This window comes from Mesorhizobium sp. B2-5-7 (assembly GCF_006440875.1).
Taxonomy (GTDB): domain Bacteria; phylum Pseudomonadota; class Alphaproteobacteria; order Rhizobiales; family Rhizobiaceae; genus Mesorhizobium; species Mesorhizobium australicum.
Genome location: NZ_VFUO01000001.1, coordinates 406742 through 431018, shown reverse-complemented (window position 1 = coordinate 431018; position 24277 = coordinate 406742). Strand labels below are relative to the sequence as shown.

24 protein-coding genes and 2 tRNA genes are annotated in these 24277 nt (G+C 63.5%); 18 read left to right on the top strand and 8 right to left on the bottom strand.

Going from position 1 to position 24277, the window contains the following annotated elements; genetic code table 11:
• Window positions 1-6 precede the first annotated feature (6 nt).
• Window positions 7-456: a FixH family protein gene (locus FJ543_RS02060; RefSeq protein WP_041163818.1), complete on the bottom strand. Its 450-nt coding sequence runs from the start codon at window positions 454-456 to the stop codon at window positions 7-9.
• A 151-nt stretch (window positions 457-607) separates the two neighbouring features.
• On the opposite strand from FJ543_RS02060, the gene FJ543_RS02055 reads away from it, so the two are divergent.
• Entirely contained in the window at window positions 608-1531 is a 924-nt protein-coding gene (locus FJ543_RS02055; protein ID WP_140873575.1) for a sugar kinase, read from the top strand.
• Between the two features lie 5 nt (window positions 1532-1536).
• Here the strand turns inward: FJ543_RS02055 and FJ543_RS02050 are convergent, their stop codons facing one another.
• From FJ543_RS02050 to FJ543_RS02040, 3 genes are all read right to left on the bottom strand, one after another.
• Entirely contained in the window at window positions 1537-2559 is a 1023-nt protein-coding gene (locus FJ543_RS02050; RefSeq protein ID WP_140661080.1) for an aldose epimerase family protein, read from the bottom strand.
• A gap of 87 nt (window positions 2560-2646) precedes the next feature.
• On the bottom strand, window positions 2647-4104 hold the full coding sequence (locus tag FJ543_RS02045) for an NAD-dependent succinate-semialdehyde dehydrogenase (RefSeq protein WP_140661079.1): 1458 nt from the start codon (window positions 4102-4104) through the stop codon (window positions 2647-2649).
• Window positions 4105-4283: 179 nt separating this feature from the next.
• Window positions 4284-5234, bottom strand: coding sequence for an AEC family transporter (locus FJ543_RS02040; protein ID WP_140873573.1), 951 nt, complete (start codon window positions 5232-5234; stop codon window positions 4284-4286).
• A 57-nt stretch (window positions 5235-5291) separates the two neighbouring features.
• Between FJ543_RS02040 and FJ543_RS02035 the strand changes: the two genes are divergently transcribed.
• From FJ543_RS02035 to FJ543_RS01990, 10 genes are all read left to right on the top strand, one after another.
• Window positions 5292-5540, top strand: coding sequence for a hypothetical protein (locus FJ543_RS02035; RefSeq protein WP_140873571.1), 249 nt, complete (start codon window positions 5292-5294; stop codon window positions 5538-5540).
• A gap of 93 nt (window positions 5541-5633) precedes the next feature.
• On the top strand, window positions 5634-6182 hold the full coding sequence (locus FJ543_RS02030) for a histidine phosphatase family protein (RefSeq protein ID WP_015317470.1): 549 nt from the start codon (window positions 5634-5636) through the stop codon (window positions 6180-6182).
• A 230-nt stretch (window positions 6183-6412) separates the two neighbouring features.
• A tRNA-Tyr gene (locus tag FJ543_RS02025) sits at window positions 6413-6486 on the top strand.
• A gap of 1 nt (window position 6487) precedes the next feature.
• Window positions 6488-6552: transfer RNA gene (locus FJ543_RS02020), tRNA-Met, on the top strand.
• A 357-nt stretch (window positions 6553-6909) separates the two neighbouring features.
• On the top strand, window positions 6910-8052 hold the full coding sequence (locus FJ543_RS02015; RefSeq protein ID WP_181173898.1) for a slipin family protein: 1143 nt from the start codon (window positions 6910-6912) through the stop codon (window positions 8050-8052).
• 175 nt (window positions 8053-8227) lie between these two features.
• The gene (locus tag FJ543_RS02010) at window positions 8228-8509 is read left to right on the top strand and encodes an acyl carrier protein (protein ID WP_010909964.1); all 282 of its coding nucleotides are present in this window, start codon (window positions 8228-8230) and stop codon (window positions 8507-8509) included.
• A 55-nt stretch (window positions 8510-8564) separates the two neighbouring features.
• Window positions 8565-9755: a beta-ketoacyl-ACP synthase gene (locus FJ543_RS02005; protein ID WP_140723841.1), complete on the top strand. Its 1191-nt coding sequence runs from the start codon at window positions 8565-8567 to the stop codon at window positions 9753-9755.
• Window positions 9756-9799: 44 nt separating this feature from the next.
• On the top strand, window positions 9800-11071 hold the full coding sequence (locus FJ543_RS02000; RefSeq protein WP_140873570.1) for a beta-ketoacyl-ACP synthase: 1272 nt from the start codon (window positions 9800-9802) through the stop codon (window positions 11069-11071).
• Between the two features lie 36 nt (window positions 11072-11107).
• Window positions 11108-12136, top strand: a complete 1029-nt coding sequence (locus tag FJ543_RS01995) for a zinc-binding dehydrogenase (protein WP_140714884.1) — start codon at window positions 11108-11110, stop codon at window positions 12134-12136.
• Window positions 12137-12262: 126 nt separating this feature from the next.
• A complete protein-coding gene (locus FJ543_RS01990) occupies window positions 12263-13246 on the top strand; it encodes a lipid A biosynthesis lauroyl acyltransferase (protein ID WP_181171093.1) in 984 nt (327 codons plus the stop codon).
• Between the two features lie 69 nt (window positions 13247-13315).
• Here FJ543_RS01990 and FJ543_RS01985 read toward each other — a convergent pair whose 3' ends face one another.
• Complete coding sequence (locus tag FJ543_RS01985) at window positions 13316-13744, bottom strand: L,D-transpeptidase (protein WP_140714882.1); 429 nt, start codon at window positions 13742-13744, stop codon at window positions 13316-13318.
• A 215-nt stretch (window positions 13745-13959) separates the two neighbouring features.
• Here FJ543_RS01985 and FJ543_RS01980 point away from each other — a divergent pair, with 215 nt between their 5' ends.
• The 5 genes from FJ543_RS01980 to FJ543_RS01960 all read left to right on the top strand — a co-directional run bounded on the left by FJ543_RS01980 (window position 13960) and on the right by FJ543_RS01960 (window position 20348).
• On the top strand, window positions 13960-15240 hold the full coding sequence (locus FJ543_RS01980) for an acetylornithine deacetylase/succinyl-diaminopimelate desuccinylase family protein (RefSeq protein ID WP_140873568.1): 1281 nt from the start codon (window positions 13960-13962) through the stop codon (window positions 15238-15240).
• A 162-nt stretch (window positions 15241-15402) separates the two neighbouring features.
• Window positions 15403-16881 carry an ABC transporter substrate-binding protein gene (locus tag FJ543_RS01975; protein WP_140873566.1) on the top strand — a complete coding sequence of 493 codons (1479 nt, stop codon included), beginning with the start codon at window positions 15403-15405 and terminating at the stop codon, window positions 16879-16881.
• A 34-nt stretch (window positions 16882-16915) separates the two neighbouring features.
• Entirely contained in the window at window positions 16916-17863 is a 948-nt protein-coding gene (locus tag FJ543_RS01970) for an ABC transporter permease (protein WP_140615980.1), read from the top strand.
• Window positions 17860-18729, top strand: a complete 870-nt coding sequence (locus FJ543_RS01965) for an ABC transporter permease (protein WP_015317460.1) — start codon at window positions 17860-17862, stop codon at window positions 18727-18729. Before FJ543_RS01970 ends, FJ543_RS01965 begins: the two co-directional genes overlap by 4 nt.
• Window positions 18726-20348 (top strand): dipeptide ABC transporter ATP-binding protein, encoded by a 1623-nt coding sequence (locus tag FJ543_RS01960; RefSeq protein WP_140873564.1) that lies wholly within the window; start codon window positions 18726-18728, stop codon window positions 20346-20348. Before FJ543_RS01965 ends, FJ543_RS01960 begins: the two co-directional genes overlap by 4 nt.
• Before the next feature lie 16 nt (window positions 20349-20364).
• Here the strand turns inward: FJ543_RS01960 and FJ543_RS01955 are convergent, their stop codons facing one another.
• Complete coding sequence (locus FJ543_RS01955; protein ID WP_015317458.1) at window positions 20365-20796, bottom strand: TerB family tellurite resistance protein; 432 nt, start codon at window positions 20794-20796, stop codon at window positions 20365-20367.
• 114 nt (window positions 20797-20910) lie between these two features.
• Between FJ543_RS01955 and FJ543_RS01950 the strand changes: the two genes are divergently transcribed.
• The gene (locus FJ543_RS01950; protein WP_015317457.1) at window positions 20911-21696 is read left to right on the top strand and encodes a TSUP family transporter; all 786 of its coding nucleotides are present in this window, start codon (window positions 20911-20913) and stop codon (window positions 21694-21696) included.
• Between the two features lie 51 nt (window positions 21697-21747).
• Window positions 21748-21918: a hypothetical protein gene (locus FJ543_RS01945; protein ID WP_023769888.1), complete on the top strand. Its 171-nt coding sequence runs from the start codon at window positions 21748-21750 to the stop codon at window positions 21916-21918.
• A 167-nt stretch (window positions 21919-22085) separates the two neighbouring features.
• Here the strand turns inward: FJ543_RS01945 and FJ543_RS01940 are convergent, their stop codons facing one another.
• Both FJ543_RS01940 and FJ543_RS01935 read right to left on the bottom strand, forming a co-directional pair.
• Window positions 22086-23561: a cobyric acid synthase gene (locus FJ543_RS01940; RefSeq protein WP_140714872.1), complete on the bottom strand. Its 1476-nt coding sequence runs from the start codon at window positions 23559-23561 to the stop codon at window positions 22086-22088.
• The gene (locus FJ543_RS01935; protein WP_140661069.1) at window positions 23561-24175 is read right to left on the bottom strand and encodes a dimethylsulfonioproprionate lyase family protein; all 615 of its coding nucleotides are present in this window, start codon (window positions 24173-24175) and stop codon (window positions 23561-23563) included. Before FJ543_RS01935 ends, FJ543_RS01940 begins: the two co-directional genes overlap by 1 nt.
• Between the last annotated feature and the right edge of the window lie 102 nt (window positions 24176-24277).

Genomic DNA, 24277 nt, shown 5'->3' with positions numbered 1-24277 from the left:
GACCGCTCACAGCACCACGTTGAACAGCACAGTGTCGGAGCCCGCGCCGGACGATATGGCGAAACGCAGTTGCCACCAGCCGCTCATGGTGAATTTCACCCCTTCGATGCGGTAGCGTCCCTCGCCTAGATAGTCGGTCGCCTGCGGGCTGGTCGGCAGACCGTGATTGTGTTGCGGCATGCCACCGGAGATGGCAATCGCGGCTCGCTCCACCGAGGCCCCCGTCTTTGTCTTCAGCGTCAGAAGCCAGGATTCCAGTTCGCCCTGCCGCACGACGCCCCGTTCCGGCACGAAACTCGCTACGTACAACCCGTTGTCGGTTTTTTTCGTCCGCGAGACATCCGGGCCGGCGGGCTGTGCCGAATGCGGCGCGGTCAGATAAACGGCCGCGAGAACGCCGACCAGCAAAGCAGCCAGACCAAGACCTGCCAGGAGATAACGCCATAACGATGCCAAACCGGTTCCTCTTTCGCAGATAACGTCCTGCCGGGCGGATCGCATCCCGCCAGCCTGTGGGAAAACGCTGTGGCGGAAAAAAGCCTGCTTGCCAAGCATGGCGCTGCGTTCGGCAAAAAGCTACAGCACCGAAAGCACTGGAGGATTGCAGATGGTGGGAAACGGCGTCGCCTCGATCGGCGAATGCATGCTGGAACTGTCGGGCCAGACCGGGCCGAACTGGCGCATGGGCTTTGCCGGCGACACGTTCAACACGCTGTGGGCGCTGCATGCGCTAAGCGCTGGCCGGCCGGCAACCTATGTCTCGGCTTTCGGCGACGACCCTTTCTCGCAGGGCCAGATCGACTTCTTAGCCGAAAACGGCATCGGCATCGGCTCCAGTCCGGTCATACCGGGCGCGCGCCCCGGCCTCTATGCCATCACGCTGACCGGCGCCGAGCGCTCCTTCACCTACTGGCGCGGTGACGCCGCCGCCAGGCAGCTCGCCTCGGACCCGGCAGCACTGGCGAAAAACCTGGAAGATCAGGCGCTTGTGTACTTTTCCGGAATCACTTTGGCAATTCTCGATGAGGCCGCGCGCAAGACGCTGCTGGCCGCTGTGGCAAAGGCGCGCGCGGCGGGCTCCCTGATTGCCTTCGACCCGAACTATCGGCCACGGCTCTGGCGCAACCGCGAGGACGCACAAGCAGCGATCGCCGGGGCGCTTGCGGTTACCGACATCGCGCTGCCAACGTTCCCGGACGAGCAGATGCTGTTCGGCGATGACACACCGCAGGCGACCGCCGAGCGCCTCGGGCAATTGGTCAAGGAGGTCGTGGTCAAGAACGGCGAGGCACCGGCGTTGATTGGCAAGGGTGGAGCGCCGCGGGAGGTCGCCGCAATCCACGTGCCTGCGCCCGTGGACACGACCGGTGCCGGCGATTCCTTCAACGGCGGCTATCTCGCCGCACGGCTTGGCGGGATTGCCCCGGCGGACGCTGTCCAGCGTGCGCACCGCGTCGCCGCCGCCGTCGTGCAGGTCCGCGGCGCATTGGCGCCGTTCGAGACGCTACGGGCGGCGTTCGGCCAGTCCTGAAAAAGTCAGCCCTGCCGGAACCGATATTCCGTCACGTGGTGGTAGATCGCGCCAGGCCATAGCGTCGCCTGCGGGAAATACGGCCGGTTCGGCGCGTCGGGCCATATCTGCGGCTCCAGACAGAAGCCGCTGAAGGCCTTGTAACCCCGCCCTTCCAGGCCGGTGCGTGGCGTCACATATTGCCCGGTATAAAGCTGGACGCCGGGCTCGGTGGTCCAGACTTCCATCTCGATGCCGGAACTCGCCCCTTGCACCCAAGCTGCCTGCTTGAGCGGACCGCGCGCCGCGGCCAGGCAGAAATTCTGGTCGTAGGGTAACTGTTCGCCCTCGGTCTCCATGCGCAGCGGCCGCGCCTGGCGAAAATCGAAGGGCGTGCCGTCGACCGGCTTGACCACGCCGGTCGGGATCATGTCGCCGTCGACAGGCAGATAGGCGCCGGCGTTCAGCATCATCCTATGGTCGAGAATGTCGCCGGCACCGCCATCGTCGAGGTTGAAATAGGAATGCTGGGTGAGATTGCACGGCGTCGGCTCCTCGCAGGTCGCCGTCAGTTCGACGCTGAGCGTGCCGGGAATTTTCAGCCGGTAGGTGCAGGTAACGTCGAGCGCTCCGGGAAAGCCCATCGCGCCATCGGGATCATGCAGCGTCAGCGTGACGAAGTCCCTGCCATGCAGCGAAACCGTCCATGGCCGGTGGGAATAGCCTTGCGAGCCGCCATGCAGCGTATGCTTGTCCAGGAAGTTGCGCTCGGTCTGATAGCGGTTGCCGCCAATTGTGAAACGAGCGTCGCCGATGCGGTTGGCATAGCGCCCAACCACCGCCCCGAAGAAGCCAGTATCGGTCTCATACGCTTCCAGAGTGCTGTAGCCGAGAACCAGCGGCGCGTCATGCCCGGCCAGGCGCAGGTCCTGGACGATAGCGCCGAGCCCGATGATGTTGGCGGTGAGGCCGCCGCCCCTGATCGTGAAGCGGCGGACCGGTTCGCCTGCCTGCGTCGTGCCGAAAACCTCGCCGTCCTTCATCATCATGCCCGCAAACGTCAGTGGATCCAAAGGACTTCGGCTGGTTCTTCAGCCTCGAGGCAGGTTTACGAACCTGCCTCGAGGACTAGCCTATCAGAGGCCGAGGCCGCCGATGCACACATATTTGGTATCGAGGTAATCCTCGATGCCCTGATGTCCGCCTTCCTTGCCAAGTCCGGATTCCTTGACGCCGCCGAACGGTGCTTCAGGTGTGGTGATCAGCCCTTCATTGACCCCAACCATGCCGTATTTCAGGCCTTCCATGACCCGGAAGGCGCGGCCGAGATCGCCGGTGTAGAAGTAGCAGGCAAGGCCGAACTCCGTGTCGTTGGCGAGCGCCACGGCCTCTTCCTCGGTCTCGAACTTGAACACGGGTGCGACCGGCCCGAAAATCTCTTCCTTCATGAAGCGCATTTTCGGCGTCGCGTTGGCGATGACCGTCGGCTGGAAGAACGAACCGCCGAGCGCGTGGCGCTTGCCCCCGGCGACGACCTTGCCGCCCTTGGCCGTGGCGTCGGCGATCAGCTCCTCGACCTTCTCGACCGCCTTCTCGTCGATTAGCGGCCCCTGCTGGACGCCCTCTTCCAGGCCGGAACCAACCTTCAGCCCGTTGCTGGCCGCGGCGAGTTTCTCGACGAACTTGTCATAGACGCCAGCCTGGACCAGGAAGCGGTTGGTGCAGACGCAGGTTTGGCCGGAATTGCGATATTTGGCGGTGATCGCGCCGGCCACCGCACGCTCGATATCGGCGTCGTCGAAAACGATGAACGGCGCGTTGCCGCCGAGTTCCATCGATACCTTCTTGACGGTCACCGACGATTTCTGGATCAGGATCTTGCCGACTTCGGTCGAGCCGGTGAAGGTGATCTTCTTGACCAGCGGATTGGCGCAAATCTCGTCGCCGATCTCGCCGGCGGCGCCGGTCAGGATGTTGACGACGCCCTTGGGAAAGCCGACTTCCTCGGCAAGCGCCCCCCAGGCAAGGCCGGAATACGGCGTCTGCGAGGCCGGCTTGACGACAGCGGTGCAGCCCGCGGCAAGTGCGGGACCGAGCTTGCGGGCCAGCATCGAGGAGGGGAAATTCCACGGCGTGATGGCGGCGATGACACCGACTGGTTCTTTCGTCACCAGGATGCGGCGGTCCGCCCATGGCGAGGGCACGACATCGCCATAAGTGCGGCGGCCTTCTTCGGCGAACCACAGGATGTAGGCGGCAGCCGAACCGATCTCGCCCTTGGATTCGAACAGCGACTTGCCCTGCTCTATGGTGAGCAGTTCGGCCAGCACGTCCTGATTGTCCATCATAGCGTCATGCAGCTTGCGCAGCAGCTTCGAGCGCTCGAGCGCGGTCGTCTTGCGCCAGGTTTTGAAAGCCTCATCGGCGGCCTCGATGGCGCGGCGAGTTTCTGCCTTGCCCGACTTCGGTACGGTGCCGATCTTGAGGCCTGTAGCCGGATTGTTCACGTCGACCGTCTGGCCGCTGTCGGCTTGCACCCATTCGCCGTTGATGAGATTGGCCTGCCGCATGAAATGGCTGGTTTTCTGAAGCATGGTCTAGCCTCCGTTCGGCGCTCACGGGCCGCTATCTGGATGTCTTCGGTAAAGCGCAGGCAGGCCCCGCGCTGGAGCCATTGCTCTTAACCTAGGGAAAGCCCCGCAAGCAATCGCAAGATGGCATATAGGGGTTGGACCAGCACAAGACGAGCGCGTTGGCGTACGGCGTCGCCACCTTACCCGAAAACATGCAGGACAACCGTCAGCCAGAAAGCGGTGGTGATCGCCGCGCAGGCCGTGGCGATGGTCATCTGGTTCGATGCCAGCGCCTGGCCGGTGTTGAACTGCACCGCGATGAGATAGGAATTGATGCCGGAGGGCAGCGCCGCCACCACGACCGCCACCTTGGCGGTCAGGGGCGGCAGGCCGAGCAGCCAGACGAAGGCAAGAACCAGTGCCGGCATCAGGAACAGTTTGAGCGCCGAAAGCGCCAGCGCCGGCCGGACATTGCCTGATATCCCGAAGCGGCGCAGGCTGAGCCCCATGGCAAACAGCGCCACCGGCCCGGCCGTATCGGCCAATGCATCCACCAGGCGCATGGCGAGACCAGGCAGCGGCACGCCGCTGAGCCGCCATGCCAGGCCCAGGACAATGCCGATGATCAGCGGATTCATGAACAGCCGCCTGAGGAAACTTCTGATAACGCGCAAGGGATGCACGTGTTCGCCGCTGCCGCGCCCGAACATCTCGAACAGCACGATCGAAGCCATCATCATGATCGGCAGATGCACCGAGACCAGCAGCGACAGCACTTCGAAGCCGCTCGGGCCGAATATGCCGAGGATGAAGGGGGCGCCGAGCAGCACGATGTTGGAGAAGGCCGACGAGACGCCTCCGACAACGCCGGCGCGGGCATCCCGCCCGAATATCCGCGTGATGACGAGATGGCCGGCGGCCCAGGTGATCGCCGCCGCCGTGAAATAAGCACCCCACAGCGGCCAGGGCGCCACGCCATGGAAATCCGCCGTCACCATGGTCTGGAACAGGAGCAGCGGCATTGCCACCGAGACCGCGAAGTCGGATATCCCCTCGCCGCTCGCCGGTCTCAAATAGCCCGTGAGCCCGGCGAGATAGCCGAGCGCGACAAGACTGAAGACGAACAGGACGGTTTCGGTAAGCGGAGACATTTTTCAGGGATAGGCGAGCCACGGTCGCTGCGCAATCGCACCCGGTCATGCTGCTCGATGCCTGCCGCACCAATCCGTTTCCTGCCGATGCCATGGGTGCGGCGTGCGCCAACCCACTCGGCCGAGCCGATCGGAGCTGGCGGGCTGGAACCGGTGCGCGGCGGCAAGCCCGAATACCTCAAGGCGATTGCCTTCTTCGATAATGCCAAACAGGGCTTTACCGAAGCCGGCTACACGATCCCCATCCCGCTCACCGATCAGAAGATCGATCTGGTGAAGCAGCAGCTCGCCAAAAGTGAGGCGTGAGACGCGGCTGACGCCCGGCTTGTCTTTGTGCCTGCTTTCCAATCCTTATATGCGAATGGTTGGAGCCCGACACGGGAGCATGGAAGGGTGGCGATGATCCGGTTAGCCTTGGCGTTGTTCCTGCTTGTCGTCCCCGCCGCCGCGCACGCGACGGACGCCGGCTGGGCGCTGCTGCGCGATGGCGGCCATGTCGTGCTGCTGCGCCACGCCATGGTCACCGGCACCACCGACCCGGCCAATTTCGACATCGGCAATTGCGCCACCCAGGTCAATCTGTCGGCGCGCGGCAAGCAGCAGGCAAGCAAGATCGGCGCCCTGTTTGCCGCCCGCGCGGCTCCCATCGAGCGCATTTTGTCCAGCCGCTATTGCCGCTGCCTCGACACCGCGCGCACCGCCTTCGAAGCCGAGCCGGAGCTGTTCGCACCGCTCGATCTCCTGAAGGGTGACGATGCGCAGAAAGCAGCGCAGATCGCCGCCATCATGAAGGAAATCCGCGCCTATTCCGGCTCCGACAATCTGGTCCTGGTCACCCATCTCGAAAACATCGTGGCGCTGACCGGCGTGTCGCCGCGCGAAGGCGAAGCAGTGGTGGTCGAGCCGCAAGGCGACGGCTTGCGCGTACTCGGCCGCGTCACCTTCTGAGAACCACTGCTCCCGAACGCGGGCGCGGCAATGAGTGTTGCCGAAATGCTACCGCCGAAAGAAGCCGCGAATTCGACACGACAATGTCGCTTGCGACAACCCGTCGCAGGGGCTATAGGCGCGCTCCCGGTCACGAAAACCGAAGCGAGCACACCGGTTGGAGCTTTCGTCTCCGCCCGTGCAGACGGCTTTGCCGCCCTGTATACGGCGCCGCTTTGGGGATTGGGATCGCGGATGTAGCTCAACTGGGAGAGCGCCGGACATAATCCGGAGGTTGTGGGTTCGAGTCCCGTCGTCTGCACCACGGATAGCTCAGTTGGTAGAGCATCAGACTCATAATCTGATTGTCGAAGGTTCGATTCCTTCTCCATTGGCTCGATAAGCCAGCACCCTGCCAGGTGTTATCTGAAACGGTCCGGGGACTGGAATGCTGAAGACGTGACGGACGGCCGAGGCCTTCGGGCCAGGACGTATCGAAAGGTCCGATGCCATCGGCTCGCGGCCAGGCTCGCGGTGATGGTCAAGGCGCAGTGTCGCCGGCAAGGGAGGCTCGCCTCCGGCGCCCGCTTCGCTGCCCCGTGATCCGCTCCCGCAGGCCCGCCGCGCATCGATGCCACCAGTCCCCGGATCATTCGTGTCCGGAATTGGAAGTGAAACGAGAAACGAAGGGAAGATCGACGCATGACGTGACGCCTCGCATGGGGCCATGCCCGACAGGAGTAAGACAATGACTATTCTCGATACAGTTCTTGGGCGCGAGCGCGTCCTCGTTAGGGAAAACGAACGTGCCCTCACTCTCTACAAGGGAGAGATCAAGGCTGTCCTGCTGCCGGGTGAGCACTGGCTCGCCAACCGGAACCAGAGCCTTGAGGTGTCCCGGCACGATCTGAAGAGCCCGGAATTCGTTTCGGCGTACGAGAAGGCGTTGTTCGACAAGCTCCCGGACGTGGCCGCGCGTCATTTCACCATCGTGCGCACCGGGCGCACGGAAGTTGCCGTCATCGAGCGTGACGGCAACCTGCATTCCGTGCAGGCCCCCGACCGTAAGCTGGTACTGTGGACCGATGCCGGACCGTGGAAGGTGACGGTGATCGACACCTCGGCCGATCTTGCCATCGATCCGGCTGTCATGCGCCGGCTCGGCCAGGCTCGGAAGGCGGAATTGATGTCCGTTCACCCGGTTGTCGACGGCCAGGCCGGGCTGCTGTTCATCGACGGTGTCCTTGTGCGGACGCTTGCCGCTGGCGTGCACGGCTTCTGGAACGTCGGACGGATGGTGCAGATCAAGGTCGTCGACCTCAAGCGCCAGTCGCTCGATGTCGCCGGGCAGGAAGTGCTGACCAGGGATCGCGTCACGGTCCGCGTCAACATCGCGGCCGAATACCGGGTCATCGACCCGGTCAAGGCGGTGAGTGCGGTGAAGGACTTCTCCGAGGCCCTCTACCGCGCCCTGCAGTACGCGTTCCGCAAGACGCTGGGCGCGCTCACGCTCGACCAGATCCTCGAAAAGAAGGTGACGGTCGACGAGGAAGCGGCGGCCAAGGTCCGTGCCGACATGGCCGAGATCGGGGTCGAGGTCAGCGATATCGCGCTCAAGGATGTCATCCTGCCGGGTGAGATGCGCGAGATCCTCAACCAGGTGGTTTCGGCCGAAAAGCAGGCCGAGGCCAACGTCATCCGCCGCCGCGAGGAGACGAACGCCACGCGTTCCCTTCTCAACACGGCCAAGGTGATGGCGGAGAACCCGGTGATGCTGCGGCTGAAGGAGCTCGAGGCTCTGGAAACCATCGCCGGCAAGGTCGAGCGGCTGACCGTCCACAACGGAACGGGCGGGCTGCTGAACGATCTGGTCAAGCTCCGCGACAGCTGAGCTTACGTAGCGTCAACGGAAGGGCCACCGGGTCGACCGGCGGCCCTTCTTGCGTTTCCTGGGCATCCTACCCATCTGCGCCCGGCTTAACAGGCCTTTTCCTGCCGGGAAAAACCGATTAGACAGCGCCCAAACGAATGCGGACAGATTCCGCCCGCAAAGAAGGAAAAGCCCCTTGTCTACAACGTTCGACAAAGTCGCCAAGATCATTGCCGACACCAGCGAGATCGATATCGACACCATCACGCCCGAGAGCCACACCATTGACGATCTCGGCATCGACAGCCTCGACTTCCTGGACATCGTGTTCGCCATCGACAAGGAATTCGGCATCAAGGTGCCGCTGGAAAAGTGGACCCAGGAAGTCAATGACGGCAAGGCTTCGACCGACGATTACTTCGTCATGAAGAACCTGTGCGCCAAGATCGACGCGCTGGTTGCCGCCAAGACCGCCTGAGGTCATCAGGGCGCGTGACTTGACGCGCTCCGTCACCTGACCCACAAAGCCGCTCATGAGCAGCCCCCACGACGTCGTCATCACAGGTATCGGCCTTGTTTCCTCGCTGGGGGAAGGTCCTGACGCCCATTGGCAAAAGCTGGCGCAACCGGGCCGGGAGCCGGTGCTCGAGGCCGGGCGCTTCGCGCCCTACACGGTTCATCCACTGCCCGAGATCGACTGGAACCTGCAGATCGCCAAGCGCGGCGATCAGCGGCAGATGGAGACATGGCAGAGGCTCGGCACCTATGCAGCGGGCCTCGCGCTCGACGACGCCGGCATCAAGGGCAATGACGAACTCTGCACCACCATGGACATGGTTGTGGCGGCCGGCGGCGGCGAGCGCGACGAAGCGGTCGACGCCGACATTCTAGCCGCTTCGGAAAACCGCAACGACCGCGACGTGCTGCTCAACGAGAAGCTGACCACCGAATTGCGACCGACGCTTTTCCTGGCGCAGCTTTCCAATCTGCTCGCCGGCAACATCTCCATCGTCCACAAGGTGACCGGCTCGTCCAGGACCTTCATGGGCGAGGAAGGCGCTGGCGTCGCCGCCGTCGAGACGGCAGCCGCGCGCATTCGCTCCGGCCAGTCGACGCACATCCTGGTCGGCGGCGCCTTCCAGACGGAACATTCCGACATGCTGCTCGGCTACGAGCTGGCCGGTTACCTGCATCGCGGCCCGTGGAAGCCCGTCTGGCAAAGGCAGGGCGCCGAGGGCGGCGGCGTGGTCTCAGGTTCCGGCGGTGCCTTCCTGGTGCTTGAGCAGCGCGAACACGCGGCAAGCCGCGGACGCAAGATCTACGCTGAACTCGGCCCCGTCGTCTCCGGCCGCGCCAGGCGCGCGCGCGGAGAACTCGACGCCGAGATCGCTCTCCTGCTCAAACAGGCGCTGCCGCTGAACGGCAAGCTGCTCGCCATGTCGGGAGCATCGGGCGCGCATGCGGCAACATCAGCCGAAAAGGCGGCGCTCGACGCCAATCCGGCGATATCGGCGCGCGGTTTTGCAACGTTGACCGGGCACATGAAGGAAGCGCAGTTTCCCTTCGCCGTGGCGCTGGCGGCACTCGCGGTCGACCGCAAGGCCGCCTACCCTGTCTTTGACGCCACGGCCGAAAAGCCGTTTGAAGGCATTCCCGCGAGCGTCCTTGCAACGGCGATCGGCTATCACCAATTCGAGGGCGTGGCGCTGGTCAACGCCGCTTGAGGCGGCGTCTGGCGAACGCACTGCAGAGATAAGAGGGCTCCCGGATGGCCAATTTCAGAGATCACATGGGCAGGCCCGTCGTTGCCGTCACCGGTATCGGGGTGGTGACCTCGCTCGGCGTCGGCAAATCAGACAATTGGGGCGCGCTGACCTCGGGCAAGTCGGGCATCCACCCGATCACCCGCTTCCCGGTCGATCACCTCAACACACGGATCTCCGGCATGGTCGATTTTCTGCCGTCGAGTTCCAGGGGGGCAAGCCTTCTCACCTATGAACTGGCGGAAACCGCGGCTCAGGAGGCTGTTGGCGAAGCCGGCCTGAATTCCGGCGATTTCGGAGGCCCTCTCTTCCTCGCCTCGCCGCCGGTCGAACTCGACTGGCACGATCGCTTTTCGCTCTACAATTCCGACAAGCAGGATTCCGGCGCCGAAAGGCTGCTGCGCGTGGCGCGCGGCCTGAAGGAACTCGATCTCTTCGAAACCACCCAGTTCGGCTCGATCGCCGACCGGCTCGCCGACCGGTTCGGCACGCGTGGCCTGCCGATCACGCTCTCGACGGCTTGCGCCTCCGGCGCCACCGCCATCCAGCTCGGCGTCGAGGCGATCCGCCGTGGCGAATGCGACCGGGCGCTGTCGATCGGCGCCGACGGCTCGGCAACCGCCGAGGCGCTGATCCGCTTCTCGCTGCTGTCGGCTCTCTCCACCCACAACGACAATCCGGAAAAGGCTTCCAAGCCGTTTTCCAAGGACCGTGACGGCTTCGTGTTGGCCGAGGGATCCGGCGCTCTGGTGCTGGAATCGCTGGAGGCGGCGCTTGCCCGTGGGGCCGCCGTTCTCGGCATCCTCAGCGGCTGTGGCGAAAAGGCCGACGATTTCCATCGCACGCGCTCCAAGCCGGATGGATCGCCGGCGATTGCCGCTGTCCGGGCCGCACTTGCGGATGCGGGTCTCGGCGAAGACGAGATCGACTATGTCAACGCACACGGCACCTCGACGCCGGAAAACGACAAGATGGAGCACCTGTCGCTGTCGACGGTGTTTGGCGAGCGCATCGGCTCTCTGCCGATCTCGTCCAACAAGTCGATGATCGGCCACACGCTGTCGGCGGCGGGCGCGGTCGAAGCGGCGTTTTCGCTGATGACGATGCGCGAAAGCGTCATTCCTCCGACCATCAACTATGACAATCCTGACCCGGCGATCGTGCTCGACGTCGTGCCGAACAAGAAGCGCGATGCGCAGGTTCGCTCCGTTCTGTCGAACTCCTTCGGCTTTGGCGGCCAGAACACTTGCCTTGTCATGGCGCGGGAACCGGTCTAAGCGAGCCCTTTCCGCTTAACAGAACCGACAGGCTCCATGCGCGCACTGCAACTTATCGAGGACCGCCGCCTTGAAACGGTGGACCTGCCACCCCCGCCGCCTCCCGCGCTTGGCGAAGTGACGCTGCGCATCAAGGCGGTGGCGCTGAACCACATCGACGTCTGGGGCTGGCGCGGCATGGCCTTCGCCAAGCGCAAGCTGCCGCTGGTCGTGGGTGCCGAGGCCTCCGGCGAGGTAGAGGCGGTCGGTCCCGGCGTTTCCAGCCTGCTGCCCGGACAATTGGTATCGATCTACGGCGCGCGCACCTGCGGCCTCTGTCGTGCCTGCCGCGAAGGCCGCGACAATCTGTGCGAGCATGTTTCGGGCGTTCACGGCTTCCATCTCGACGGTTTCGCGCAGGAGAAAATCAACCTGCCGGCGCGCCTGCTGGTCCCCGCCCCGCCCGGTGTGACCGACATCGGGGCCGCCGTGGCGCCCGTTACCTTCGGCACCGTCGAGCACATGCTGTTCGACAATGCCAGGCTGGAACCCGGTGAGACGATCCTCGTCCATGCCGGCGGATCCGGCATCGGCTCGGCGGCCATCCAGCTGGCCAAGCGGATGGGCTGCACGATCATCACCACGGTCGGCTCGAACGACAAGATCGACAAGGCCAAGGCGCTCGGCGCCGACCATGTCATCAACTACCGCGACGATCGTTTCGAGGGCGTCGTGCGCAAGCTGACGAAGAAGAAAGGCGTCGACGTGGTGTTCGAGCATGTGGGCACCGACACCTTTGCCGGTTCGATGCTGTGCCTGAAGCGCGGCGGTCGCCTTGTGACCTGCGGTTCGACCTCCGGCGTGTCGACTCAGATCAACCTGATGCAGCTCTTCCAGCAGCAGTTGAAACTGCTCGGATCCTTCGGTTGCCGGATGGAGAACATGGCCAACGCCATGCAGAAGATGGCCGCTGGACAGGTCGCTCCGGTGATCGACACCGAGGTCGGCTTCGACGATATCGATGCCGCGCTGAAGCGCATGGAAGGCCGCGACGTTTTCGGCAAGATCATCCTGCGCGTCGCCTAGAGTCGGATGATTTCAGGTCGAATTGACCTGAAATCTGAATCCGCCTCTAAATCAAGGAATAGAGCATGATGTCATCCGAAAACCGCTTCACACTTTTCGGCATCATGCTCTAGAGCCTCGATTTCCGTGCTCAAGAAGCTTCGCCGCGATCTGAAATTTCGCTATGGCAGACAATTGCGCCAGGTGAATTACTGGTTTGTTGCGCGTCTCGCGATGGTCATCATGTCGCTGCTGCGCCTGCTGCCGGTCGACAGCGCGCTGAATTTTGCCGACCGCACCGCACGCCTCATCGGTCCAAGGGTCGGACGCCACCAGGTCGCCCTCGACAATCTGCGCAAGGCCTATCCGGAAAAGAGCGAGGACGAAATCCGGGCCATCGCCTCCGACATGTGGGGCAACATGGCCCGCCTTGCCGCTGAATACATCTTCCTCGACGCCCTGTTCGACTATGATCCAGCGGCCGGAAAGTCCGGCCGTATCGAGGTCAAGGGAACAGAGCATTTCGTGGAGATCGCGGCCGAGAAGCAGCCGCACATCGTCTTCACCGGCCATCTCGGCAATTTCGAGCTGCTGCCGGTGGCGGCCGCGACCTTCGGCATGAACATCACGGCGCTGTTTCGGCCGCCCAACAACCCCTACCTCGCCGACTACATCCTTTCGACAAGGCGATCCACCATGGGAGGCTTGCTGCCTTCGATGGCCGGTGCCTCGTTCGCGCTGGCGGGGGTGTTGGAGAATGGCGGCAATATCGGCGTTCTCGTCGACCAGAAATTCTCCAACGGCCTGGACACGACCTTCTTCGGCCGTCCCTGTCAGAGCAACCGCGTGCTCGGCACCCTTGCCCGCCACTATGACTGCGACGTCTATCCGGCGCGTTGTATCAGGTTGCCGGGCAACCGCTTCCGGCTCGAGATCGAGGACAAGTTGGTGCTGCCGCGTACCGCCGACGGCAGCGTCGATGTCCACGCCACCACCCAGATGCTGAACGACGTCGTCGAGCGCTGGGTCCGAGAGGATCCAGGCCAATGGATGTGGTTCCACAAAAGGTGGGAGATCAGCAAGTGGCGGCGGAAAAACCGCACCAAGCCGGCTCCCGTCTCAAACACATGAGCAAGCCGCTGGCGGGAACGTGAGTTCCTCCGCCAGCAAACAAAGCCAGTACCAACAGTCTTCAAGTGTCTAATTGGTGACGACGATGCGCGTATTGCCGAAGCCCACTTCGCGGACCATCGAATAGAAGGCCGCGGCATTGGCCGTATGCAGCCTTACGCAGCCATGCGAAGCCGGACGGCCGAGCTGCCTGACGGCGCCCGTTCCATGGATGGCATAGCCGCCACGGAAGAACACCGAGTACGGCATCGGCGACATGTCGTACTTGCGCGAATACCACATCCGCGCCGTGCGCTGCGGCCGGTAGGTGCCGCGCGGCGTGAAATAGCCCGGACGGGCGGTCGAGACAGCCCACCGATAGACAGAATCGCCATAACGAACCGTCATTGTCTGCGACGACACGTCAATGTTCGCCACCAATGTGGCGGCCTGACTTGCGGCCGATGCGCCAAACAGCGCGACGACCAATACTGCTGCCTTGAGAAATGACATTTTCATGCGATCAAACCCCTTTGATTGCCCTTGCCTGCTCGCCATCACGTGTTTTTCACCTTTTTAATGGCGATGGACAGATAACACACAGTCTTTGACCAATTCGCCAATCCAAAGCAGTGAATTTGAACGATTTCCCGCGATAGTTGCCACAACGACACGTTGCACGGGTTTGATCGACGGGCTTGCAAAACCACTGGGATCGCTGCTCAACTCGCGGCATGAACGGGCGACTCCTCAAGGCAATCGACATCAGGCGCGACGAGTTGGTGGCGCTGACCGCCGACCTGATCCGCTTTCCGACCATAAATCCACCCGGCGAAGCCTACGGGCCATGTGCCGACTACATCGGTGCGCGGCTAAGGAAGAGCGGCTTCGAGACCGAGTTCATCCGCGCCGAAGGCACGCCCGGCGACACCGATCGCTATCCGCGCATCAATGTCGTTGCGCGGTTTGATGGACGGTCACCTGGTGCCTGCGTCCATTTCAATTCGCATATCGACGTTGTCGAAGCCGGCGACGGCTGGACCGTCGATCCGTTCGCCGGCATCGTCAGGGATGGCAAGGTCTATGGACGCGGCGCCTGCGACATGAAGGGCGGCCTCGCCGCATCCATCATCGCTGTCGAAGCCTTTTTGGAAGTCTTTCCCGACTTTCCCGGCGCCATCGAAATCTCGGGAACGGTCGATGAGGAATCCGGCGGCTTCGGCGGCGTCGCCCATCTGGCCGGGCTCGGCTATTTCTCGAAACCCAGGGTCGATCACGTCATCATTCCCGAGCCTCTCAACAAGGACCGCATCTGCCTCGGCCATCGCGGCGTCTGGTGGGCGGAGATCGAGACCAAGGGTGAAATCGCGCACGGCTCGATGCCGTTTCTCGGCGACAATGCGGTGCGCCATATGGGCGCGGTGCTGCAGGCATTCGAGGACGAACTGTTCCCGGCACTCGACCTCAAGGTCACGCGCATGCCGGTGGTGCCGGAAGGCGCCAGGCGCTCGACCATGAACATCAATTCCATTCATGGCGGCCAGACCGAGGATTTCCGCCCTGGCCTGCCCTCCCCCAACGTGCCCGATTCCTGCCGTCTGACCATCGACCGCCGCTTCCTTCTCGAGGAGGATCTGGCCACGGTCAAAGCCGAAGTGACCGGCATTCTCGACCGGCTGAAGCGCGAGCGCAAAAAATTCGACTACGAGATCCGCGATCTGATGGAAGTACTGCCGCTGATGACCGAGCGCGACGCGCCCGTCGTCAAGGCGGTGGCGCAAGGCATTCATGCAATCTTCGACCGCGAGCCCGACTACGTCATTTCGCCCGGCACCTACGACCAGAAGCACATCGCCCGCATCGGGCATATCTACGACTGCATCGCCTATGGCCCGGGCATTCTCGACCTCGCCCATCGGCCGGACGAGTGGGTCGGCATATCGGACATGGTGGAATCGGCCAAGGTGATGGCGATCGGGCTCAACGTGCTGCTGCGCGGCACGGCCACGGGATAACCCCTGCATCGCGATAAGCTTCGGCCCGCCGACAGGGCTGGCACGGCAAAAACATTCCCCGCCACCCCGCCTGGCAGCACGAAACGCAATTTACTCCCACGCGAAATCACGCTTCTATCGCCCGGCTTGAGCACGTGTCCTGAACGCATGGGGAGTTGCACGATGAGATTGTGGAAAACCATTCTGGCCGCCGCGGTTCTCGCATTGGCCGCTGGAACCTCCGCCTTTGCGGCCCGAACCGACCTGGTCATCGGCATTCCGCTCGAACCGCCGCATCTCGACCCAACCGCTGGTGCCGCTGCGGCGATCAAGGAAGTGCTCTACGCCAATGTCTTCGAGGGCCTGACCCGGATCGGACCCAATGGCGAAGTGCTGCCGGATCTGGCGGAAAGCTGGACCATTTCCGATGACGGCAAGGTCTACACCTTCAAGCTGCACACCGGCGTCAAATTCCACGACGGCGCCGATTTCAGCGCCGATGACGTGAAATTCTCGCTCGACCGTGCCCGCGCCGACAATTCGGTCAACGCGCAGAAGGGCCTGTTCGCGGCCATCGACAAGGTCGATGTCATCGATCCGGCGACGGTGAACGTCACGCTGAAAAACCCGCAAGGATCCTTCCTTTACAATATGGGCTGGGGCGACGCGGTGATGGTGTCGCCGAAATCCGCCGCCACCAACAAGGAAAACCCGGTTGGCACCGGCCCGTTCAAGTTCCAGAACTGGGCCAAGGGATCATCGATCACGCTGGTCAAATCTGGCCATTACTGGGGCGCTCCGGTGTTCCTCGACAAGATCGAGTTCCGCATCGTGCCCGATGCCGCGGCTTATGTGCCGGCCCTTTTGTCCGGCGACATCCAGGCCTTCCCCTTCTTCGATCCCGACAGCCTCGCACAGGTCAAGGACGATCCGCGTTTCAAGGTGGTGATCGGTTCGACCGAAGGCGAGACCATCCTCTCGATCAACAACAAGAAGCCACCTTTCGACAAGCTGCAGGTCAGGCAGGCGATCTCCTACGCGCTCGACCGCAAGGCGATCATCGACGGCGCCTCGGCCAGCCTTGGCCTGCCGATCGGCTCGCATATGTCGCCGGCCAACAAGGATTATGCCGACCTCACCGGCCTCTATCCGCACAATGTCGACAAGGCCAAGGAACTGCTGAAGGAGGCCGGGCTGGAGAACGGCTTCAAGGCAACGCTGAAACTGCCGCCGCCCAGCTATGCACGGCTCGGTGGCGAGATCATCGCCTCGCAACTTCGCGATGTCGGCATCAACCTGGAGATCATCCCGGTCGAATGGGCGCAGTGGCTGGACCAGGTGTTCACCAAGAAGGATTACGACCTGACCATCGTCTCCCACACCGAGCCCAACGACATCGATATCTATGCGCGCAAGGACTATTACTTCAACTACGACAATCCGACCTTCGACAAGGTGATCGCCGACCTCAACCTCACCTCCGACGAGGCCAAGCGCAAGGAACTGCTTGGCGAGGCGCAGAAGATCCTGGCCGACGACGCCGTGGTCGGCTTCCTCTACGAATTGCCCAAGGTCGGTGTCTGGGACGCCAAGCTGCAAGGCCTGTGGGAAAATGCGCCGATCCAGGCCAATGACCTGACCAAGGTGAAGTGGAGCGAGTGAGGTTCGTGGTGCGCGCGCCACTCCCTCGCCTTCCATGAGCGCCTACCTCCTCAAGCGCCTCGCCGTCGCTTTAGCCACGCTGGTGCTTGCCTCGATGGTGGTGTTCGCCGTGCTGGAGATCCTCCCCGGCGATCCGGCGCGGCTGATGCTGGGCATGAACGCCAGTGCCGACCAAGTGGAACTCTTGCGCAACCAGATGGGCCTCAACGCGCCGATCGTACTGCGCTACCTGCACTGGGCCGGCGGCTTGCTCACCCTCGATTTCGGCCGCTCCTATACCTACTCGGTCCCGGTCATCGATCTCGTGCGTGAACGGCTGGCCGTCTCGCTGCCGCTGGCGCTGATCGCGCTCGCGCTCTCCACCTTGATCGCCATTCCGGTCGGCCTGTTTTCGGCCAGCCGGCGCGGACGGGCCGGCGATACGATTTCAATGGGCGTCGCGCAGCTTGGCGTTGCCGTGCCCAATTTCTGGTTCGCGCTGATGCTGATCTATGTCTTCGCCGTCTGGCTGCGTCTGGTCCCGGCCGGTGGTTTTCCTGGTTGGGGCGCCGGCGCCTGGCCGGCACTGAAATCGCTGCTGTTGCCGGCGGTGGCGCTTGCCTTGCCGCAAGCGGCGATCCTGGCGCGCGTCACCCGCTCGGCGCTGATCGAGGTGCTCAACGAGGATTACATCCGCACCGCCCGCGCCAAGGGCCTGCCCTATCGAGCCGTGCTGTGGCGGCACGCGCTACGCAATGCCATGATCCCGGTGCTGACCATCCTTGGCCTGCAGTTCGCCTTCCTGCTCGCCGGCACCATCATCATCGAAAATGTCTTCTATTTGCCCGGACTCGGCCGGCTGGTGTTCCAGGCGATCACCCAGCGCGACCTGATCGTCGTCGAGAGCGTCGTCATGCTGCTGGTCGCCGCCGTCATTGCCGTCAACCTCGTCGTCGACCTTTCCTATGCGGTGGTCGATCCCCGCCTGAGGACCCGGCAATGACGCTGCGCATCGACATCCCCGACGAGACGTTCCGCGGCATCCTGGTCAAGGCGTTTGGGAACACCGCTTTCGTTACCGGTTTCGTCATCACCGTGCTGATCCTGGCGATGGCTGTCGTCTCCTATGTCTGGACACCCTTCGATGTGACGAGGCTCGTCATAGCGGACAAGACGCAAGGTCCCTCGCTGGCGCACTGGTTCGGCACCGACCATTTCGGCCGCGATATCCTGTCGATGATCATGGTTGGCGCCCGCAACTCGATCGCCGTGGCGCTGGTCGCCGTCGGGATCGGCATGGGTGTCGGCGTGCCGCTTGGCGCCTTCGCCGCCGCGCGCGGCGGCCTCGTCGACGAGGCGCTGATGCGCATCAACGACCTCGTCTTCGCGTTCCCCGCGCTGCTGTCGGCCATCATGATAACAGCCATCTTCGGGCCGGGCGCCGTCAACGCGATCATAGCCATCGGTATCTTCAACATTCCGGTGTTCGCCCGCGTCGCCCGCGCCGGCGCGCTGGCCGTCTGGCCGCGTGAATTCATCCTTGCCGCGCGCGCCGCCGGCAAGAGCAGCACGCAGATATCGATCGAACACGTGCTGCCCAACATCGCCACGCTGCTCCTAGTGCAAGGCACAATCCAGTTCGCGCTGGGCATCCTGGCCGAAGCCGGGCTTTCCTATCTCGGCCTCGGCGCTCAGCCGCCGATGCCGAGCTGGGGCCGCATGCTGTTCGACGCCCAGACGCGCATGGTGGTGGCGCCCTGGATGGCGATCTTCCCCGGCATGGCGATCGTCGTCACCGTGCTCGGCCTGAATCTTCTGGGCGACGGCATCGCCGACATCCTCGACCCGAAATCGCGGCGGCAGCGATGAGCCTGCTCGAAGTCGATAATCTGTCGCTGGTCATCGGCGACACACGGATCCTGAAAGACATGGAGCTCTCCGTCGCGCCCGGCGAAGTGATGGGGCTGGTCGGCGAATCCGGCTCCGGCAAATCGATGACCGCGCTGACGGTGATGCGGCTCCTGCCCCATGCCGCACGAGCCACCGGGCGCATCACATTCGACGGCATCGATATTCTCGGAGCGACCGAGGACCAGATGTGTGCCTTGCGCGGCGACGACATCGGCATGGTGTTCCAGGAGCCGATGACGGCGCTCAATCCGGTCAAGACGATCGGCGAACAGGTCGCCGAAGGCATACGCTGGCACACCGGGGCGAGCCGTGCCGACGCCGAGGAGCGGGCGCGAAAAATGCTCGACCGCGTCGGCCTGCCCGAAGCGAAATTCCCGCTGTCGCGCTATCCGCACGAATTGTCGGGCGGCCAGCGCCAGCGCGTCGTCATCGCCATCGCCTGCGCGCTGAAGCCGAAGCTGCTGATCGCCGACGAGCCGACGACAGCGCTCGACGTGGTGCTGCAGGCACAGATCCTCGACCTCCTGCGCGATCTCGTGGCGGAGAACCGCATGGGCCTGCTGCTCATCTCGCATGATCTCGCTGTCGTGACAGAGATGGCCGACCGCATCACCATCCTGCGCCATGGCGAGGTGATGGACGCCGGCGACACGGCCCGCACGCTCTCGGAACAGTTCCATCCCTATACGCGCCAGCTGGCGCAGGCCTCGATGCATGTTCCGGCGCGCGCCAAGCCTCATCGTGTCGGGATGGACCAACCCTTGCTGCAGGTTGAGGGCGTCAGCCGCGACTACCCCGGCCGCCGCATCGCGCTGTTCAGGCGCGCGCCCGACATACGTGCGGTCGACGATGTCTCCCTGTCGATGGCGCCGGGCCAGTCGGTGGCGCTGGTCGGCCGCTCCGGCTGCGGCAAGTCGACCCTTGCCCGCATGGTCCTGGCGTTGGACCGGCCGAGTTCGGGCGTGATCCGCTTTCGCGGCGAACCCATCACCGGCAGGAGCGAGGCCGAGCTGAAGCCGGCCAGGCGCGATATGCAGGTTGTCTTCCAGGACCCCTACGGCTCCTTCGATCCGCGCCAGAAGGTCGAAAAACTGGTCGCCGAACCCCTGCATGTCCTGGAGAAAAAACCGACGCGCGCCGAGCGCCGCGAGATGGTGGCGCATGCGCTGCACGAGGTTGGCCTCGACCAACGCGACATGGACAAATATCCGCACGAATTTTCCGGCGGCCAGCGCCAGCGCCTGTCGATCGCCCGCGCCATCATCACACGCCCCAAGCTCGTTGTCGCCGACGAGCCGGTCTCGGCGCTCGATGTTTCGATTCGTGCACAGATCCTGGACCTCTTCGCCGGACTCAACCAGAAACTCGGCATCGCCTATCTCTTCATCACTCACGACCTGGCCGTCGCCCGCGCCATCACGGATGAGGTGCTTGTCATGCATGACGGCAAGATCGTCGAGCGCGGCAGGACGAGCGAAGTGCTCGATCAGCCACAATCAGAGGCGGCCAAGGCGCTTGTCGCTGCGGCGCCGGATCTGCGCCGGGCGATCGCGAAACGGATGCAGGAACAAGGGTGAGTTGCCGATCCGCCCGCTACTCTTCCGGCTTCACCACATCGACCGGGCTGATGTCGAGCAAATCGAGCGTGCGGCGCAACAGGCGCACCTCGGTCTCGGCCAGTTGCGAATCCGCCTTGGCGATTTCCGCCATGTGCTGCGCCAATTGCTTGCGCCGCCCGACGTCGAGGTCGCGAAACAGCGCGATCGCCTGCGAGCCGTTGGTCTCGTAGCCGAATTCGTTGAGATATTCGATGACCGCGTCGATGCTGGTTTCCGGAATGCCGAAAGCATCCTTGCAGATGCGCCGGAAGGCGATCATCTCGCTCTCGCTCACCGTGCCATCGGCCAGGATCATCCGGAACAGCATCAGCAGTTCCGCCGACAGGACGGGATCGTCCGCGACCTTGCGCACGCCCGGGTCGCCGTCGAAGATCGAGCGTATCTGGTCCAGCAATGCGAATGCCATGAACGGCCCCTTTCCGATTCCTCGTCAACAGAATTAGCGCGGAATCGGCCTTGCGCAAACGGGGTGGCCGTGGTCGAACGCGCGCTGCAGCCGACGGACATCTCGACATATCAGATGATCGACCTCACCGCCCAGACCATCGCCATGCTCGCTTTCGCCGCCTTTGCCGCGGGCTTTGTCGATTCGATTGCCGGCGGCGGCGGGCTGATCACCATTCCGGCGCTGCTGCTCGCCGGTTTTTCGCCGGTCGAGGCGCTTGGAACCAACAAGCTGCAAGGCATGTTCGGCTCCGGGTCGGCGACGATCCACTATGCCTCGAAAGGCCATGTCGACCTGCGCCGGCAGTTGCCATCGGCGCTGCTTGCCCTCGCTGGCGGCGCCATCGGCGCACTGCTGGCCACGATCGTGCCCGGCGACCTGTTACGCGCGGCCCTGCCGCTGGTGCTGATTGCCATTGCGCTCTACTTCGCGCTCAAGCCCAACATGAACGATGTCGACCGGGCCGAGCGCCTGTCGCCCTTCCTGTTCGGCGTGACCGTGGTGCCGGCCATCGGCTTCTATGATGGCGTATTCGGGCCGGGCGCCGGTTCCTTCTACATGCTGGCCTTCGTGACGCTCGCCGGCTACGGCGTGCTCAAGGCAACGGCGCACACCAAACTGCTCAATTTCGCCTCCAACATCGGCGGCTTCATCATCTTCGCCGCCGTCGGCGTCATATCTTGGAAGATTGGCCTGATGATGGGCGTCGCCCAGTTCCTCGGTGCCCGCGTCGGCGCGAGCTTGGCCATGCGCATCGGCGCCAAGCTGATCAAGCCGCTGCTGGTCATCGTCTGCGTGGCTCTGGCGGTGAAGCTGCTTGCCGATCCGGCCAACCCGTTGCGCGTCATGATTGGTCTGTAATCACGCGCCTGTTACAATGCTGATGTTCGAATCATGTTGGAGGAGCCAGACATGAATCTCAGCGCGCCTACCCAGATTGTTTTCATCATCTCCGTTGTCATCGCCATCATCGGCATTCTTGCCGCGCTTGGCGTCCTTGCGTTCATTCCGATCGCATCGGTGTGGATTGTGCTTATCGCCTACATCGTGCTGGCCGCCGGCTGCCTGATGCGCGGCGCCTGACAAGTTTCCCTCGACAAGCGGGGACTGAGAGCGCCCGGCCAAGCCGGGCGTTTTTGATTCTAATGCGGGCTCTGCTAGATTCGCTTGGCGGAAGGATGGGCAATGCCAATCGAGATGTCTGGTCGTTCGGCACGTACTGGCCGAAGGCCAGCGAGAAGGCCTGACCTTCAACGCGCCAGCGAAAAAATCGCGTCGCAGTCGAGATGGGTCTCCAGCTCGGCCGCGACTTCGTCCAGCGCCCGCTCGACTTCGGCACGATAGTCGAGGCCACCGCCCTTGATGCCTAGGCTTTCGAGGAATTTCCCGCGAAAGCCGTCGGCGCCGAACAGGCCATGCATGTAAGTGCCGATCACCTTGCCGTCTGCCGAGATCGCGCCATCCTCGGCGCCATTGATGATCGCCGACGGCCGCCTGGTGTCGGGGCCCGTGGTGCTGCCGAGATGGATTTCGTAGCCTTCGAGCGGCAGGTCGAATTGGATCGAGCGCGCGCTGACATTGCGCACCGTCTTTTCGGGCTCCATCACCGTCTCGACATCGAGCAGGCCGAGCCCCTCGGCTTCCATGACGGAGCCTTCGATGCCGTCGGGATCGCGTACCATGCGGCCGAGCATCTGGAACCCGCCGCAGATGCCGACGACATGGCCGCCGCGCTTGCGGTGCGCCGCAAGATCCCGATCCCAACCATTCTCGCGAAACTTCAGGAGATCGCCGATCGTCGACTTGGAGCCGGGAATGACCACCAGCCCGGCATCGGGCGGCAGCTTCTTTCCCGGCGGCACGAACACCACTTCGACCTGCGGTTCGGCCTTGAGCGGGTCGAGATCGTCGAAATTCGCAATGCGGCCAAGCATCGGCACCGCCACCTTGAGCGCGCGCGCCTCGCCGGATGCCAGCCGCTCCAGCACCACGGAATCTTCCGAGGGTAGCCGTGCCGCAGCCTTCAGCCACGGCACGACGCCGAAACAGCGCCAGTCGGTGAACTTCTCGATCGCCTTGATGCCGTCATCGAACAGCGAGACATCGCCCCGGAACTTGTTGATGAGATAGCCGACGATCATGCGCCGGTCTTCTTGCGGCAGGATCAGATGCGTGCCCGCGACCGAGGCGATGACGCCACCGCGATCGATGTCGCCGACCAGCACCACCGGCACATCGGCGCGCGTGGCAAAGCCCATATTGGCGATATCGCGGCTGCGGAGGTTGATTTCGGCCGGCGAGCCGGCGCCCTCCACGATGACGAGGTCGGCGCCCTCGCCGACCTTGCCCCAGGACTCCAGCACTGCATCCATCAGCCGGCCCTTCAGCGCCTGGTAGTCGCGCGCCCGCGCCTCGCCGAACACCTTGCCCTGGACGATGACCTGCGCGCCGACATCGGTCTGCGGCTTGAGCAGCACCGGGTTCATATGCACCGATGGCGGCACGCCGCAGGCGATCGCCTGCAGCCATTGCGCGCGGCCGATCTCGCCGCCACCATGGTTGTTGTCGCCGGGGATATCGGCGACGGCGGCGTTGTTCGACATGTTCTGCGGCTTGAATGGCCGCACCTTCAGGCCACGCTTTTTCGCGGCGCGGCAAAGGCCTGCGACCAGCACCGTCTTGCCGACATCCGACCCTGTGCCTTGCAGCATGATTGCCCTGGCCATCAGCCTCTGACCTGCGTCGCGGTGCCGGTGATCGTGGATTTTTGCGCCAACGGCCCGCCGCGCCAGATATAGAGCGCCAGCAGCGGCTCCTTGCCCGTTCGCATGGCATGGTTGACGTTGGAGGCATGGTGGACGACCTCGCCGGCCTCCCGCCTGCGAAAACCGCTTTCGCCCATGCGCCATTCCGTACCGCCGGTCAGCGGAATATAGATTTCCTCGGCGACGTGATGATGGTCGGGGTAGACGATCCCGGGTCCAAGAATCAGCAGCCCGGCGGCAGCCTCTTCGTTGACGAAGTGCCCACGCGTGCCGAAGATTTCCAGCCAGCCGTAATTGTCGATGAAGGCCCTGCCGAAATCAGCCTCGGTGTAGGTCTGTCCCCAATGCAGTTCGTTGCGCTGCTCGGCCAGCAATCGCACCAGCGGCCTCGCATCCGGCGGTGCCAGTCCGGCCCCGCGATCAAGATGGCGCAGGCAGCCAAGCGCATGCGGCTCCAACTTTCGGGCCGGCATGTCCCAACCTGTGCGTGCCACGGCGTCGCGCACCAGAGCGTCATGGACGGAAGCGAGATAGGCGTGGAACTTTTCCAGCAGCTCATCGAATTTTGTCGTCACATCTTGCTCCGGGCATGCATTGGTGCACAGCCGCTCCGCGATAGGTCGGGTTGCGCGGCGGCATCATTGGTCTAGATTGATGCGCGCGCAAAGCCAAAAACG

Excerpts from the sequence above, each read along its gene's own strand:
- FJ543_RS02055 (WP_140873575.1), top strand. The coding sequence starts at position 608 with ATGGTGGGAAACGGCGTCGCCTCGATCGGCGAATGCATGCTGGAACTG.
- FJ543_RS02050 (WP_140661080.1), bottom strand. The coding sequence starts at position 2,559 with ATGATGATGAAGGACGGCGAGGTTTTCGGCACGACGCAGGCAGGCGAA.
- FJ543_RS02045 (WP_140661079.1), bottom strand. The coding sequence starts at position 4,104 with ATGCTTCAGAAAACCAGCCATTTCATGCGGCAGGCCAATCTCATCAAC.
- FJ543_RS02040 (WP_140873573.1), bottom strand. The coding sequence starts at position 5,234 with ATGTCTCCGCTTACCGAAACCGTCCTGTTCGTCTTCAGTCTTGTCGCG.
- FJ543_RS02035 (WP_140873571.1), top strand. The coding sequence starts at position 5,292 with ATGCCTGCCGCACCAATCCGTTTCCTGCCGATGCCATGGGTGCGGCGT.
- FJ543_RS02030 (WP_015317470.1), top strand. The coding sequence starts at position 5,634 with ATGATCCGGTTAGCCTTGGCGTTGTTCCTGCTTGTCGTCCCCGCCGCC.
- FJ543_RS02015 (WP_181173898.1), top strand. The coding sequence starts at position 6,910 with ATGACTATTCTCGATACAGTTCTTGGGCGCGAGCGCGTCCTCGTTAGG.
- FJ543_RS02005 (WP_140723841.1), top strand. The coding sequence starts at position 8,565 with ATGAGCAGCCCCCACGACGTCGTCATCACAGGTATCGGCCTTGTTTCC.
- FJ543_RS02000 (WP_140873570.1), top strand. The coding sequence starts at position 9,800 with ATGGCCAATTTCAGAGATCACATGGGCAGGCCCGTCGTTGCCGTCACC.
- FJ543_RS01995 (WP_140714884.1), top strand. The coding sequence starts at position 11,108 with ATGCGCGCACTGCAACTTATCGAGGACCGCCGCCTTGAAACGGTGGAC.
- FJ543_RS01985 (WP_140714882.1), bottom strand. The coding sequence starts at position 13,744 with ATGAAAATGTCATTTCTCAAGGCAGCAGTATTGGTCGTCGCGCTGTTT.
- FJ543_RS01980 (WP_140873568.1), top strand. The coding sequence starts at position 13,960 with ATGAACGGGCGACTCCTCAAGGCAATCGACATCAGGCGCGACGAGTTG.
- FJ543_RS01975 (WP_140873566.1), top strand. The coding sequence starts at position 15,403 with ATGAGATTGTGGAAAACCATTCTGGCCGCCGCGGTTCTCGCATTGGCC.
- FJ543_RS01970 (WP_140615980.1), top strand. The coding sequence starts at position 16,916 with ATGAGCGCCTACCTCCTCAAGCGCCTCGCCGTCGCTTTAGCCACGCTG.
- FJ543_RS01965 (WP_015317460.1), top strand. The coding sequence starts at position 17,860 with ATGACGCTGCGCATCGACATCCCCGACGAGACGTTCCGCGGCATCCTG.
- FJ543_RS01960 (WP_140873564.1), top strand. The coding sequence starts at position 18,726 with ATGAGCCTGCTCGAAGTCGATAATCTGTCGCTGGTCATCGGCGACACA.
- FJ543_RS01955 (WP_015317458.1), bottom strand. The coding sequence starts at position 20,796 with ATGGCATTCGCATTGCTGGACCAGATACGCTCGATCTTCGACGGCGAC.
- FJ543_RS01950 (WP_015317457.1), top strand. The coding sequence starts at position 20,911 with ATGATCGACCTCACCGCCCAGACCATCGCCATGCTCGCTTTCGCCGCC.
- FJ543_RS01945 (WP_023769888.1), top strand. The coding sequence starts at position 21,748 with ATGAATCTCAGCGCGCCTACCCAGATTGTTTTCATCATCTCCGTTGTC.
- FJ543_RS01940 (WP_140714872.1), bottom strand. The coding sequence starts at position 23,561 with ATGGCCAGGGCAATCATGCTGCAAGGCACAGGGTCGGATGTCGGCAAG.